This is a genomic window from Serratia sp. PL7, from assembly GCF_945957435.1.
The window spans coordinates 207,677-221,772 of record NZ_CAMFLB010000001.1 but is presented as its reverse complement, the minus strand read 5'-3'; the positions used below and the strand labels follow the sequence as shown (position 1 = coordinate 221,772).

11 protein-coding genes are annotated in these 14,096 nt (G+C 62.2%); 2 read left to right on the top strand and 9 right to left on the bottom strand.

Annotated features, from left to right (window positions below):
• Position 1 precedes the first annotated feature (1 nt).
• On the bottom strand, positions 2 to 1,198 hold the full coding sequence (locus tag N6G83_RS01110) for a nicotinamide mononucleotide deamidase-related protein YfaY (RefSeq protein ID WP_197771044.1): 1,197 nt from the start codon (positions 1,196 to 1,198) through the stop codon (positions 2 to 4).
• A gap of 245 nt (positions 1,199 to 1,443) precedes the next feature.
• Here N6G83_RS01110 and tyrP point away from each other — a divergent pair, with 245 nt between their 5' ends.
• Positions 1,444 to 2,652, top strand: coding sequence for a tyrosine transporter TyrP (gene tyrP, locus N6G83_RS01105; RefSeq protein ID WP_004935940.1), 1,209 nt, complete (start codon positions 1,444 to 1,446; stop codon positions 2,650 to 2,652).
• 34 nt (positions 2,653 to 2,686) lie between these two features.
• Here tyrP and N6G83_RS01100 read toward each other — a convergent pair whose 3' ends face one another.
• The 3 genes from N6G83_RS01100 to N6G83_RS01090 form a co-directional block, all read right to left on the bottom strand.
• Entirely contained in the window at positions 2,687 to 3,682 is a 996-nt protein-coding gene (locus tag N6G83_RS01100; protein WP_147824050.1) for an ABC transporter substrate-binding protein, read from the bottom strand.
• 7 nt (positions 3,683 to 3,689) lie between these two features.
• Positions 3,690 to 5,867 carry a TonB-dependent receptor gene (locus N6G83_RS01095; protein WP_409529432.1) on the bottom strand — a complete coding sequence of 726 codons (2,178 nt, stop codon included), beginning with the start codon at positions 5,865 to 5,867 and terminating at the stop codon, positions 3,690 to 3,692.
• A 200-nt stretch (positions 5,868 to 6,067) separates the two neighbouring features.
• Positions 6,068 to 6,607 (bottom strand): YfaZ family outer membrane protein, encoded by a 540-nt coding sequence (locus N6G83_RS01090; RefSeq protein ID WP_038876374.1) that lies wholly within the window; start codon positions 6,605 to 6,607, stop codon positions 6,068 to 6,070.
• 338 nt (positions 6,608 to 6,945) lie between these two features.
• On the opposite strand from N6G83_RS01090, the gene katA reads away from it, so the two are divergent.
• Positions 6,946 to 8,382, top strand: a complete 1,437-nt coding sequence (katA, locus tag N6G83_RS01085; protein ID WP_260514386.1) for a catalase KatA — start codon at positions 6,946 to 6,948, stop codon at positions 8,380 to 8,382.
• Between the two features lie 43 nt (positions 8,383 to 8,425).
• Here the strand turns inward: katA and menE are convergent, their stop codons facing one another.
• Genes menE through menD form a run of 5 tightly spaced genes read right to left on the bottom strand, consistent with a single transcriptional unit; the run spans position 8,426 to position 14,094 of the window.
• Positions 8,426 to 9,811 (bottom strand): o-succinylbenzoate--CoA ligase, encoded by a 1,386-nt coding sequence (gene menE / locus N6G83_RS01080; RefSeq protein WP_260514384.1) that lies wholly within the window; start codon positions 9,809 to 9,811, stop codon positions 8,426 to 8,428.
• Positions 9,799 to 10,782, bottom strand: a complete 984-nt coding sequence (gene menC, locus N6G83_RS01075; RefSeq protein ID WP_060447946.1) for an o-succinylbenzoate synthase — start codon at positions 10,780 to 10,782, stop codon at positions 9,799 to 9,801. The genes menE and menC overlap by 13 nt, the downstream gene beginning before the upstream one ends.
• Entirely contained in the window at positions 10,782 to 11,639 is an 858-nt protein-coding gene (gene menB / locus N6G83_RS01070) for a 1,4-dihydroxy-2-naphthoyl-CoA synthase (RefSeq protein ID WP_025303650.1), read from the bottom strand. Before menB ends, menC begins: the two co-directional genes overlap by 1 nt.
• Before the next feature lie 11 nt (positions 11,640 to 11,650).
• Entirely contained in the window at positions 11,651 to 12,421 is a 771-nt protein-coding gene (gene menH, locus N6G83_RS01065) for a 2-succinyl-6-hydroxy-2,4-cyclohexadiene-1-carboxylate synthase (RefSeq protein WP_260514381.1), read from the bottom strand.
• Positions 12,418 to 14,094, bottom strand: coding sequence for a 2-succinyl-5-enolpyruvyl-6-hydroxy-3-cyclohexene-1-carboxylic-acid synthase (menD, locus tag N6G83_RS01060; protein ID WP_260514379.1), 1,677 nt, complete (start codon positions 14,092 to 14,094; stop codon positions 12,418 to 12,420). The genes menH and menD overlap by 4 nt, the downstream gene beginning before the upstream one ends.
• Positions 14,095 to 14,096 lie beyond the last annotated feature (2 nt).

Sequence of the window (14,096 nt, the reverse complement as noted above, 5' to 3'; positions counted from 1 at the left end):
GTCACTCGATAATTTCCACCACCTCCAGCCAGGCGTTTTTACCGCACGCCTGGCCCCCATTCAGCCAACGGCGCAGCATATCCAGCGCCAGCATCGCCACCGACTCCTGACGCAGCCGCAGACCGTGGCGCGACGCGCGATAACACACGGTCTGGCCAATGCCGCCGCGCGGCGTGTGCAGCGCAATGCTCACCTGCTCATCGCGCATGGCGCTGACCGCCAACACCAACGGCGCACCGGTCAATTCCGCCAGCGAGCGGGCGCGGGCCAGCGTCGTTTCCAGCGTTTCGATACAGTGCGCCGGCAGCAGCTCGCCCCCCGCCAGCGGTGCACCCTCGCTTTGCAGCTGCAGATTGATCAACCCGCCGCTGAATTGCTCGCTCAACGCCAGCTTCAGCCCTTGCTGACTCAGCCGCTGCGTCAACAACGCCGGCAACCCGACGGTGCCTTCAAAAATGCAGTTGTCCCCCGCCACTTCGCGCACGCGCCGCCATGCCTGCTCCATTTCCGCACGCCGGCTTTCCGGCCCGGTCAGCTTCAGTTCGATAATCGGGCTGGATGAGCGGTAACCCAGCACCACTTCCGGCGGCAGCGGCATGCCATCCAGCTCGGCGGCCAGATCGCTCTCGGAAGTGCCAAACGTCGTCAGGCGCAGGCATAGCGGCGGCGCCGGTAAGGTGAAGCGCTGGCGCAGGCGCGGCACGATCTGCTGTTCGACCATCACTTTGAATTCCGACGGTACACCGGGAGTGAAGAACATCTGACATTTGTTCAGCTGCAATGCGAAACCGCAGGCGGTGCCCACCGGGTTATCCAGCATTTCCGCGTTGGCCGGGATCTGCGCCTGCTTGCGATTGGAAGGAGCCATCGGCCGCCCACGCTCGGTGAAATAGGCTTCCATGCGCGCCAGCCAGTCGGCCCGTTCGACCAGCTCTACGCCACAGGCTTTCGCCGCGGCCAGCGCGCTGAGATCGTCGCTGGTCGGCCCCAGGCCGCCGTTGACGATCAGCACATCGGCGATATGGCTTCGTTCCTGCAGGATCTCGATCAACGCAGAGAGGCTGTCTCCGACCGTTTCACGCCCGCTCATCGGCAGCCCCTGCTGGAACAGGTAGTCCGCCAGCCAGGCGGCGTTGGTATCAATAATTTGCCCGTGCAGCACCTCATCGCCGGTACTGAGCATCTCTACCCTTAACATTGATCTCTCCCACATTTTTTGGTCATTCCACTATAGAAGCCCGTAAATAACTTTTCACTAGCCGCCTGCGGATAATTTCAGCCATGGGTCCGTTTCTCATGTGCGATGCAGGTCTGCGAGATGTAAACATTAATGTACATCATGCGTAACGTCGGTTTGACACAAATTAGGGCTTCCACTATCCTGCCATCCTCATAAATCGTTACCTATAATTTTCAAAATCTTTCGGCTGGTAGAGAAAAAACGTGAAGAATCGCACTCTTGGCAGTGTTTTTATCGTGGCGGGCACCACCATTGGCGCCGGGATGCTGGCGATGCCGCTGGCGGCGGCCGGCGTCGGTTTCGGCGTCACGCTGGCCTTACTGGTCGGGCTGTGGCTGTTGATGTGTTACACCGCGCTGTTACTGGTGGAGGTTTACCAGCATGAGCAGGCGGATACCGGTCTGGGCACGCTCGCCAAACGTTATCTCGGCGGCGGCGGCCAGTGGCTGACCAGCTTTAGCATGATGTTCCTGATGTACGCCCTCACCGCCGCCTATATCAGCGGCGCCGGCGAACTGCTCGCCACCAGCATCAGCCAATGGACGTCGCAGGACTTCCCGGTGTCGCTCGGCGTCCTGCTGTTCACCCTGGTGGCCGGCGGCGTGGTGTGCATCGGCACCCACTCGGTCGACTTGTTCAACCGCATCCTGTTCAGCGCGAAAGTGGTGTTCCTGGTGGTGATGCTCGGCCTGATGTTGCCGAATATCCACCAGACCAATCTGATGACGTTGCCGCTGGAGCAAGGCCTGGCGCTGTCGGCCATTCCAGTGATCTTCACCTCTTTCGGCTTCCACGGCAGCGTGCCGAGCATCGTCAACTACATGGGCGGCAACATTCGCAAACTGCGTTGGGTGTTTATCATCGGCAGCGCGATCCCGCTGATCGCCTATATCTTCTGGCAGCTGGCGACGTTGGGCAGCATCAGCTCCGACACCTTCGTCGGCATCCTGGCTCAGCAGGCCGGGCTAAACGGCCTGTTGCAGGCGGTGCGTGATGCAGTAGCTTCACCGCACGTTGAACTGGCGGTGCACCTGTTCGCCGATCTGGCGCTGGCGACCTCGTTCCTCGGCGTCGCGCTCGGGCTGTTCGATTTCCTGGCTGACCTGTTCAAGCGTCAAGATAACGTGCGTGGCCGCCTGCAAACCGGCGCCATCACCTTCCTGCCGCCGCTGGCCTTCGCGCTATTCTACCCGCGCGGTTTCGTGCTGGCGCTGGGTTTCGCCGCCATCGCCCTGTCGGTGCTGGCGCTGCTGCTGCCTTCGCTGCTGGTGTGGAAAACTCGCCAAAAGCATCAGGCACAATATCGCGTCTGGGGCGGCACCCCTGCGCTGGCGTTGGTGTTTGTCTGCGGGGTAACGGTGATCGCCATTCAACTGGGCATCGCCAGCGGCATGCTGCCGGCCGTAGGGTAACGTATTCGGGGGCCGTTTCGGCCCCCGAATCTGTTCAAGCGGGTGGATTAAGAATAGCGTCAATCTGCGCCGCAGTGAGCGACAGACCGAAAAAGTCCCGATAAAAACCTCTCGTCTCTTCCCGCATGTCAATGTCGGCAAAACGCGCCGGGTACAGCGTTTTCGCCAACCATAAAAACTGCAGCGCCTCTTCGCTGGTCTCGCGACACCACCAGAACATCCCCTTCGGATTGACCACGACCCGATGCCGCAAAACGGCATCGATGCCCTGCCATTGCGCAGACGTGCGTATCTCTTCGGCATCGCGCCTGTTCATCGCCACGATCACCTGCGGATTGGCGGCCACGATCTGCTCCAGCGCCACTTCGCCCGCCCCCTCTTTTTTCAGGCCAAACCACGTTTCCGCCACGTTGGCGGCGCCGGCCAGATCCATCCAATCCTGGTTAAGCGACGGCCGCCCTGAGGTGATCAGCGGATTGCCCATGCTGTGATAAACGCGAATGCGCTGCCCTGGCGGCAAATCCTTCAGCCGCTCGGCGACGCGCGCCACATTACGAGAAAAATAGCGCTCGTAAGCCAACGCTTTTTCCTGCGCATCCGGCCCCAGCGCGGCCCCCGTTTTTAACACTCGCTCGCGCAGCGCCGCCATCGAATTGGCTTTAAACGCCAATACGCGCACCCCAGCCCGTTCGAGTAAATCCAATTGCGGCACTTTCATGCTGTCAGGCACAAACAGCAGCCGAGTGCCAAGCGCGATGATTTGTTCCGGATTCAACGCTTGCCCACTATTCACACTCACTACCGGAACGGCGTCAATGCGCGGCAGGCTTTGGCGAAACAGCGGGATCTGTTTCGCGACATTCGAGGTGCCGACGATGTTATCGCCATAACCCAGCATCGCGATGATGGCGTTTTGCGCGGGCCACGGCGAGGCAATGCGCATTTCGCTCGCAGGCGGCGCAGCCCACAAACTGCCGTGCAACAACACGCCAGCCAACAGCCCCCATACGGGCAACGATACGATTCTCATAGCGCCCTCAGAAGTCGAACGTGACAGATGCGCGCACTTCACGGCCGTTGCCGAGAAAGGCGCTCGACGAACCGCCATTGCCATCCGTGCCCGACGGGAAAATAGAGGCCCAGTAATGTTCGTTAGTGACGTTATTGACCGCCAGCCGCCAGGTCGCAGGCACAGAATGAATCCGGGTAACGTAGCGGGCCCCCAGGTCCAGCGTGGTGTAACTGTCAGCCCAGGTGCTGTTGGTGTCGTTCGCCGCTCGCTTGCCGGTATAGTGCACGTTGGCGCTATAGACCCATTGCGGCATCGACGGCAAGCTGTACTCCACCAGCATATTGGCCTGCACCTTCGGCACACCGACCACGCGTTTGTCGCGTGTGCTGTCGGAAACCGTCTCTTTCAGTTGCGGATCGAGCAGAGTGACGCCGCCAAAAAGGCTCAGCCCGTCACCCACGCGCCCAGCGGCCGTCAGCTCCAGGCCATTGTTAACCTGTTCGCCTTGCTCCTTGTACACACGGTCTTCGGCGTCAACATAAGCGAACGGCCGCTTGAGGCGGAACAACGCGGCGCCGAGGTTCATTTCCCCGACGTCGGCTTTCAGGCCAACCTCATACTGCCGGCTGCGGTAGGGTTTGAGCGTCTGCCCTTCGTTCTTCACGCCTTCCCCCAACGGGGCCGTACCGCCTTGCTCCAACGAGTCGGCATAGCTGACATAGGCCATCAGCGTCGGGGTGATTTTGTACATCAACGCCGCATTCGGGCTGAAACCCTGCTGATTGTCTTCTTCGATTTTCTTGCCGTCAGCGCTGTAATTCCGCGTCTGCAACCAGCTTTCGCTTAAATACAGCATCGCCGACCACTGCGGATTGAATGTCAGCGTATCGCCGAACGTCACGCTCTGCTGGCTGTTCTCGCTGGATTTATAGCGCGCGCCGTTCTTGGGGATTTTTCCGTCGCCCGGCTCATGCAGCGCCGACGGATGGTACATATTGTCGATGCCCAAATCGTAGCGCCGGCTGGCCCCCTTGCCGCTGTAGATAGACCAGACGTAGCCCGTCGTAGCGAGCGCCAACTCATGCCCCACCGAACCGGTATCGACATGGCCGTTCAGCGCCAGCGTATTGCTCAACACCCGAAATCGCCCCGAAGCGCTGGAGTCGCTCATCGACCGTTTGATATCGCCGCTGCCGTTGAGCAGAGTGCTGGATACCGAACGCATGGCGCGATCTGCCTGTTGCCACCCTATGCCGCCCGTGACTGACCAATCGTCATTGAAGTAATGAATCAGGCGCGTGCTGAGGGTATCGGTGGTTAAATCGTTGCCCGCCGTCTCGAGCGCCAGGTGTTTATTCTGCGGATTAGGGGCGGAGGGCAACGGAACATTCGGCCCATAGCTGAAGCCGCCGGGGTAACCCTTTTGCAGAAACTCGTAATGGCTGGCGTCCAGCTGCAGCTGCGTGCCCGGCTTGATATTCCAATCGAACGCCACGGCCAACAGCCGACGGCGCAAGGTACTGTCGTCAACGCTGCCTTCGCCCTCTTCGTTGAGGGCATTGATGCGATAGCCAAACATATTGTCGTCGTCGAGATGGCCGCCGAGATCGACGTGGCCGCTGAAGGCGCTGCGGCTCTGATACCCGAGCGTCACCTCGCGTAACGGTTGCGGCGTCGGGCGTTTCGCCACAAAGTTGAACTGCCCGGCCGGGCTCGCAGGGCCATACAACGCACCGGTCAGGCTGTTGAGCACGTCCAGCCGTTCCAGCATTTCAACGGGAAAGGCCGTGGTGGAGACAATGTTCAACCCATCCAGGCGGCTGTTCGCCACCGCGCTGCCCTGCATACCGCGGCTTTGAGGCCGCCCGACGTCCATGCCGCCGCGAGCCTGCATCTGCGTACTCGGTGAATATTTCAGCAATTCGGCGACGCTTTTCGCCTGCTGATTATTGATCATCGGTTGGGTCACGGTGGTGGAAGAATAAGGCGTATCGATCCAGGCCCTGGTACCCAGCGGCCCGAGTTCAATCTCCGGCGTTTTAAAACCGGCGCCGGATGCGCTTTCCGTCGCGGGGGATAACGCGTGGCCGGTGACGGTCAACACCTCGTCACGATCGGCCTGCGCCGCAGCGGTATAAGGAAAGAGTGAGGCAAGCAGCGGCATCAGCGCCGCCAGTGGATTTCGGTAAGTCATGACGTCCATATCGTTATATAAATATTTATATTACGTATTTTACGGCATGTGCTCGCCTATGGCGATGCCGATCGTCGAGTCTTTAAATTATTTAATCTTTTGCCATTCAGAGTCCGGATGGATTTCCCGTTGATGGCACAAATAAAAATCCCCCGGCCAAGGACCGAGGGATTCGGAAAACGCGATGGGCCGCAGCCCGTCAGCCGGCCTTAGAAGCTCAGGCCGACACCGACATAAGGGCCATCGGCCAGGGTGTTGTCGCGACGCCCGTCTTTGCCTTCCATCTGCATGTAACGGTAGCCCACGTCCACGCTCAGCGGACGGAACTTCCAGCGCAGGCCGCCGCTGGCTTCGTTATAGGCCTTCACGCCGCTGGTGAAAGAGTCAGGCGCAAAGTAACCTTCGCCGTGCAGGCTGAAGTAGCGGTTGATCTCCCACTCCAGGCCGCCGCCCAGCGCGACCGCCCCGCCGCTCTTCCCGTCTTTCGGGCTGAGGTACAGCGCTTTGGCACCTACGGTCGCCGTCAACGGCCCCAGCGGCACACCGAAGTTCAACCCCACGCTGCCGACGTTGCCGTCGTGGTCGCTGCGCGCCCAGTTGCCGGTCAAGCCCAGACCTGAAGAGCCGGTGCTCATGCCAACGCCCAGGTTGGTGTAGTGTTGCCCGGCTTCGCCCGACACGCTGATGGCGTTCGCCGCACCGGTCACAAACAGCAATCCTGCCGCGCACGCGACCCAAGTCTTTTTCATCATCTTTCCCTCTGGTTTGTCATCCGTACCGAATGATCGAATCAACGCATAATAATAACGTCATGAGTCTATACCAAAGCGCAATGAGTATTTAAGGGATAAAAGCGAAAAAATTCTTCAATAATCAAATAAATGTAAAAATTTGCAAACAAAAATCCATATTCGTCAAGGCGATGCCAACGATAACCGAGACCTATTTGCCGTCGCTCGGCAATAGGGCTACAACTAGTAGTGGCTTTGACCAAGGTCAGGGGAAGAAGCCCCGCCAAAGGACTATGCTGATGAACGCTTAAACCGCCCGAGTCTTTACTTAACTGCACTACGATAAGGAGCAAGTGATGAGCAAGAAAGGACTGACCACCGCAGCCGGCGCCCCGGTTGTCGATAACAATAACGTGATCACCGCAGGCAAACGCGGCCCGATGCTGTTGCAGGACGTGTGGTTCCTGGAAAAACTGGCCCACTTCGACCGTGAAGTCATCCCCGAGCGTCGCATGCACGCCAAGGGTTCCGGCGCCTACGGCACCTTTACCGTTACCCACGACATCACCCGCTACACGCGCGCCAAGATCTTCTCCGAAATCGGTAAGCAGACCGACATGTTTATCCGCTTCTCCACCGTCGCCGGTGAGCGCGGCGCCGCCGACGCCGAGCGCGACATTCGCGGTTTCGCCATGAAGTTCTATACCGAAGAAGGCAACTGGGATTTGGTGGGTAACGATACGCCGGTGTTCTATCTGCGCGATCCGCTGAAATTCCCCGATCTCAACCACGTGGTGAAACGCGATCCGCATACCAACCTGCGCAACCCAGTCTACAAGTGGGACTTCTTCTCCCACCTGCCGGAGTCGCTGCACCAGCTGACCATCGACTTCAGCGATCGCGGCATTCCGAAATCCTACCGTCACATGCACGGTTTCGGCAGCCACACCTTCAGCTTTATCAATGCCGCCAACGAACGTTTCTGGGTGAAATTCCACTTCCGCTGCGAGCAAGGCATTGAAAACCTGATGGATGAAGAAGCGGAAGCGATCATCGCCAAGGATCGCGAAAGCTCACAGCGCGATCTGTTCGATGCGATCAAACGCGGCGACTTCCCGCGCTGGAAGCTGCAAATTCAGATCATGCCGGAGTATGAGGCCTCGCAGACGCCATACAACCCGTTCGACCTAACCAAGGTGTGGCCGCACGGCGACTACCCGCTGATCGACGTCGGCTTTTTCGAGCTGAACCGCAACCCCGACAACTACTTCTCCGAGGTTGAGCAGGTGGCGATGAACCCCGCTAACGTGGTGCCGGGCATCAGTTTCTCGCCGGATAAAATGCTGCAGGGCCGCCTGTTCTCCTATGGCGATGCGCACCGCTACCGCCTGGGCGTCAACCACCACCAGATCCCGGTGAACGGCGCCAAATGCCCGTTCCACAACTACCATCGCGACGGCGCGATGCGCGTGGACGGCAACAGCGGCAACGGCGCCACCTACGAACCGAACAGCTTCGGCCTGTTCCAGGAGCAGCCGGACTTCAGCGAGCCGCCGCTGAGCATTGAGGGCGCGGCCGACCACTGGAATCATCGTGAAGACGACGATTACTACAGCCAGCCGCGCGCGCTGTTCAACCTGCTGAGCGCCGAAGAGCACCAGCGCATGTTCACCCGCATCGCCGGCGAACTGTCGCAGGTGCCGGAACACATCCAGCGCCGTCAGGTCGAGCTGTTCACCAAGGTGCACCCCGACTACGGCGCCGGCGTCGCCAAGGCGTTGGGGCTGAAATAATCCCCCTGCATCATTCACTCAGCCGCCCTTACGGGCGGCTTTTTTATGCCTCAGAGAGACGCTGCGCCACCCACCGCTGCAACCGGCGGCGCGAAATCTTGATGCCGCCGTTTTTCAGCTCGTCAGGCAGCGGGAGCAACGCCGTCGGGCGTTGGAAATTGGCCAGCTTATCCTGCGACCAGGCAAGCAACGCCGCCAACGACAGCGACGGATCGCCATCGATTACCGCCACCGGCCGCTGGCCGAACTCGGCGTCCGCCACCGGCACCACAAACGCCTGCGATATCTGCGGGTGCGCCGCCAGCACGCGTTCGATATCTTCCGGCTGCACCCCTTCGCCGCCACTGAAAAACAGGTTGTCCAGCCGGCCGAGAATGCGTAGCTCCCCCTCGATCATCGCGCCGCGATCGCGGGTCGGGAACCAGCCCTGTTCATCGGCCAACGGCTGCAGATGGCCATGACGCCAGTAGCCAAGCGCCAGGCTGTCGGCGCGGATCCAGACCTCTTCATCCACCAGTTTTACCTCGCGGCCGCCGAGCGGCAGGCCGACACCCGGCCGCGCATCGGCGCGCTTGGCGCACACCGTGGAGGCCAGTTCGGTCAGCCCGTAGCCGCACCAGCAACGGATCCCCGCCGCCTCCGCCCGCTCGGTCAGTTCCACCGGGATCATCGCGCCGCCGAGCAGCACCGCCTTCAGCGTCATGTCCGCCAGCGGTTGCGCCAGCAGCCGCCACAGCTGGGTCGGCACCAACGAGGCATGCGTGCATCCCGCCAACGCCTCGTTCAGCGGGTGCATCTCGCGCACCGCCAACCGGGCGCCCGCCGCCAGCCAGCGCCAGACGATACCCTGGCCGGAGACGTGAAACAGCGGCAATGACAGCAGCCAGCAATCCTCGCGCTGAAACGCCATCAGCCCCAACACCCCGGCGGCGCTGGCCAGATGGTTGGCATAGCTGTGTGCGGCCGCTTTCGGCATGCCGCTGGAACCGGAGGTCAACGTCAGCGTCGCCAGACGCTGCGCATCCCACGTCGGCAGGTCTGGCCAACGCGGCTCGGTCGACGGCGGGGTCAATCGAATCACGTCTTCCGGCAGCGCCGGCAACGAGTCCGGGCCGAAGACAAAGGTCATATCCAATTCCGGCAACAGCTGCGCCAGCAGCGGCGTCGGCAAGGCGGGATTGAGCGGCAACAGGCGTGCGCCGCACTGCAACAGCGCCAGATAGGCCAGCAGCAGCGGATAGCTGTTTTTACCGCACAGCGCCACACCGCAGCCCGGTTCAACGCCCTGATGCTGGAAATCCGCCGCCAGCTCATCCACCTGGCTCTGCAACGCCAGCCAGCTCAGCGGTTGTTCGCCGAGCATCAGCGCCGTCGCCTGCGGCTGAGTGCGCGCCCAGTGTCGCCACGGCCAATCGTTCAACGGCGCCATAGGCACTCCAGCGCCGAGACATCCAGCAGCGGCAACGCGCTGCCCGGCCACGGGCGCAGCACCTGCGCCTGCATCAACCCCAGCGTGTCCAGGCCCGGCACGGTATCCGGCGTCAGCCAATGGGCGATGCGCGCCAGTTGAGTCAACCCCAGGCTGGATTCGAGGCTGGAGCTGATCACCGCCGTCAGGCCCGCCGCGTGCGCCTGCGCCACCAGCGTCTGGCAACGCGCCAGGCTGCCGACCAGCGTCGGCTTGATCACGATGGCCGCCACGCCCGGCTCGGCCTGCACCACAAAGTCCGCCTCCCGCACGCTCTCATCCCAGGCGATGGCGATACCGGTCGCCCGGGCGAAGTCGCGCGATTCATCACGGGTCTTGCAGGGCTCTTCCAGGAAGGCGATACGATCGCGCCACGCCGGGTTAACATACCTGGCGAAGCCGTCGGCCTTGGCGCGGGTCCAGCTGCGGTTGGCGTCCAGCCGCAGCCGCAGATCCGGCAGCGCCTCCAGCAACACGTTGACGATCATGCCGTCCCGCACTGCCTCATACAGCCCCACCTTCACCTTGGCGACTTTCTCGCCCGGCAAAGCGCTCAATGTCTCGAACAGCTCATCCGGATCGCCGGTGCACAGCGGCGCCTTGCGAAAATCCGCCTGCATCGGCAAACGCTGCTCCAGCTCGGCCTGCGCACAGCTGAGCCCAAAGGCCACCGAGGGCAACGCGCTGTGCTCCGGTTCGTTGCCCGCCAACCAGGCCTGCAGCCAGCCCAACGCGGCCTGTTCGGCCTGCGCCGGCGTTTCCCGGCTGAATTCCGGCAGCGGCGCGATCTCGCCCCAACCTTCATGCTCGCCCTGACACAGCTGCACCACCCACCCGTCACGCGTTTTCAACCGTTGATTGCGCAGCACCACGCCCGCCTCCATCGGCAGGCTGTAACGGTATAGCGCCGCGCTGCGGTTTGTTCCGCTCATTACGGGTTACGCTTGAATTTGCTGAAGTCCGGTTGGCGCTTCTCGTTGAACGCGTTGCGCCCTTCCTGCCCTTCGTCGGTCATGTAGAACAGCATGGTGGCGTTGCCCGCCAGCTCCTGCAAACCGGCCTGGCCGTCGCAGTCGGCATTCAGCGCCGCCTTCAGACAGCGCAGTGCCATCGGGCTGTTCTGCAGCATTTCGCGGCACCAGCGCACCGTCTCTTTTTCCAGTTCGGCCAGCGGCACCACGGTATTGACCAGGCCCATGTCTAGCGCGGCGGCGGCATCGTATTGGCGGCACAGGAACCAAATTTCGCGCGCCTTCTTCTGGCCGACGATGCGCGCCATGTAAGACGCGCCCCAGCCGCCGTCGAACGAGCCCACTTTCGGACCGGTCTGGCCGAAGATGGCGTTATCCGCCGCGATGGTCAGATCGCACATCATGTGCAGCACGTGGCCGCCGCCGATCGAATAGCCGGCCACCATCGCTACCACCGGCTTCGGGCAGGTGCGGATCTGGCGTTGGAAGTCCAGCACGTTGAGGTGGTGTACGCCGCTGTCGTCGCGATAGCCGCCGTAGTCGCCGCGCACTTTCTGATCGCCGCCGGAGCAGAAGGCCTTATCGCCGGCGCCGGTCAGAATAATGACGCCGATGCCGTCGTCGTAACGGGCGTTGGCCAGCGCGTCGATCATCTCTTTGACCGTTTGCGGGCGGAACGCGTTGCGCACCTGCGGCCGGTTAATGGTGATTTTGGCGATGCCGTCGGTGGATTTGTGATACAGGATGTCTTCGAAATCGCCGGTGCAATCCTGCCAGGCGATAGCGGCATACAGGTGTTCTTCATTCGGATAAAGCATGTTCGGTTCCTTTAACCAGGGTTAACGAGAAAGGTCTGCAGCTCGGCGACGAAATCCTGCGGATTGGCCAGATGCGCGTTGTGGCCGGCCTGCGGCACGATGCGCAACGGCAACCCGGCGTCGCGCGCCAGCCGTTGAAATTTGGGATCGTTCTCACCGCACAGCACCCGCAGCGGCACGGTCAGTTGGCGCAGCTGCGGCGCCAGATAAGGCTGCCGCCCGAGCGAGGTGGCTTCGAGCATGTCGGCAATCGCCGGGCCGCTGTTGACCGAACGCGCGGCGATCAGCGCCTGGCGGTGCACATGGCTAAGCTCTTTGAACACCGGCTGCTGATACCAGTCCGCCAAGACTTCGGCAATCAGCTCACTGCGAAAACGCGCCGCCCATCGCGCATCCTGCTCGCAACGATCGCGGCGCTGTTGTTCGTCCTCAAGCCCCGGATTGCCGCCCTCGGCGATCACCCCTTGCAGGCCGTCATGGAGGCCGTGGCAAGCGTGATACATGGCGATGCGCCCGCCGAGCGAGTAGCCCACCAGCCAATAACGTTCAATATTGCGCAGTTGCAGGGTCGCGGCGATTTGCGCGCTGATGTCGTCGAAGCCGCGGCAGCCCACCGCCACGGAATCGCCGTGGCCGGGCAGATCGATGGCCAGCGACGGCCATTCCGGGCAGCGCGCGGCGATCACCCGCCATTCATTGTTGTTGCCGAGCAGGCCGTGCAGCCACACCAGCCACGGACGCCCCGCTTCGCCCTGTTGCAAAATTCGCGTCGCCAGCATCATTGCACCGCCATCTGTTGTACCAGGTATTGCAGGCTTTCGGCCCCTTCACTCGGTGACACCTGCAGTTCTATCAGCGTGGCGCCGCCGCGCCGCCAGCCTTGCTCAACCGCCTGTTGCAGCTGGCTCCAGTTCTCCGGCCGCGCGTAGTCAAGCTTGAACATCGCCGCCGCATGGCTGAACTCGACGTTCTGCGGCATGCAGTAAAAGCGCTGACGATCTTCTTCAGGCGTCGGCAGCAGCGAGAAAATTTGGCCGCCGTTGTTATTGACGACGATCAGCACCGTCGGCGCCGAGCAGTGGCGCAGCAGCGCCAGCGCATTGAGGTCATACAGTGCGGAAAGGTCGCCCACCACCGCCAACGTTGGCCTGGCGGTGGCACGTTGTACGCCGGCGGCGGTGGAAATCAGACCGTCGATACCGCTGGCGCCACGGTTGCTGAATACCGGGTAAGCGACGGGCAATGGCGTTAACGCGTCGATCAGTCGCACCACCAGGCTGTTGCCGAGAAACAGCTGGCCGTTCTCCGGCAACAGTTCCGGCAGGCGGTGCGCCAGCTGCGCTTCGCCAAAGTTATCGTACAGATGCGTGGACGCCGCCGTCAGCGCCTTATCCGCCAGCGCAGCCAGCCCGGCGGCCCACGGCGCGCGCGGTTGCGCCGGATGCTGCGCCAACCACTGCGCCACGCAGGCGCGCAGGCGCCGCCCCCGGTGCTGGGCCGGATCGAGCCGCCCCGGCAGTTCGTCGATGACCCAATACTCTTCCGGCCGGCACTGCGCCTGCCACTGCAGCAGGCGTTTGCCGGTCAAGCTGCCGCCGAACTGCACCACCAGCTGCGCGTCTTGCAACAGGCGCTGCGCCTGCGGATGCGCGAGCCATAAATCGGCACAGGGCAGCGGTTGCCCGGTCTGCGACAGTACATCGCCGATCAGTGGCCAACCCAGCGTTTCGGCCCATTCCGCCACCTGTGCGCCCTCTTGTGCGTTCATGCGGCCGGCGAGCACCACGCCGCGCTTTTGTCGCCAGAAAAACCAGTCCGGCTGCGGCAATGGCACTGCATGCGTCTCGCTTTCCTGCAGCCAAGGCCGATCGCTCTGCCACCAGTCGCCCAGCGCGGCGGACCAATCGGCATAGTGACGCTCATCGCCGCCGTACAGCGGTTCGGCGAACGGGCAGTTGATATGCAAAGCGCCATGCTGCAAGCGCGCCATCGCGCTGTCGACGCTGGAGGCCAGCCACGCGGCCGGAATATCCGGCGTAGGACGCGGCAGATCGATCGCCAGCGTCGGGTGGCTGCTGTAGAGGCCGTTTTGACGGATCGCCTGATTGGCGCCGCAGTCGATCAGTTCCGGCGGCCGATCGGCGGTGAGAAACACCAGCCGTTCACCGGTCAGGCCGGCTTCGATTAAAGCCGGGTAAAGGTTCGCCGCCGCGGTGCCGGACGTGACGATCACCGCCACCGGCTCACGCGCCGCCTTCGCCAGCCCGAGTGCCAGATGACCGAGCCCGCGCTCATCAAAATGGGTATGGCAGATAAACGATCGGTTGGCCGCGGCGGCCAGCGTCAGCGGCGTGGAGCGCGATCCCGGAGCGATACAAACATGCCGCACCCCATGGCGGGCCAGCGCCTCGAGCAGCACAGCCGCCCACCGGCGATTAAAAACACTTGTCGACATAG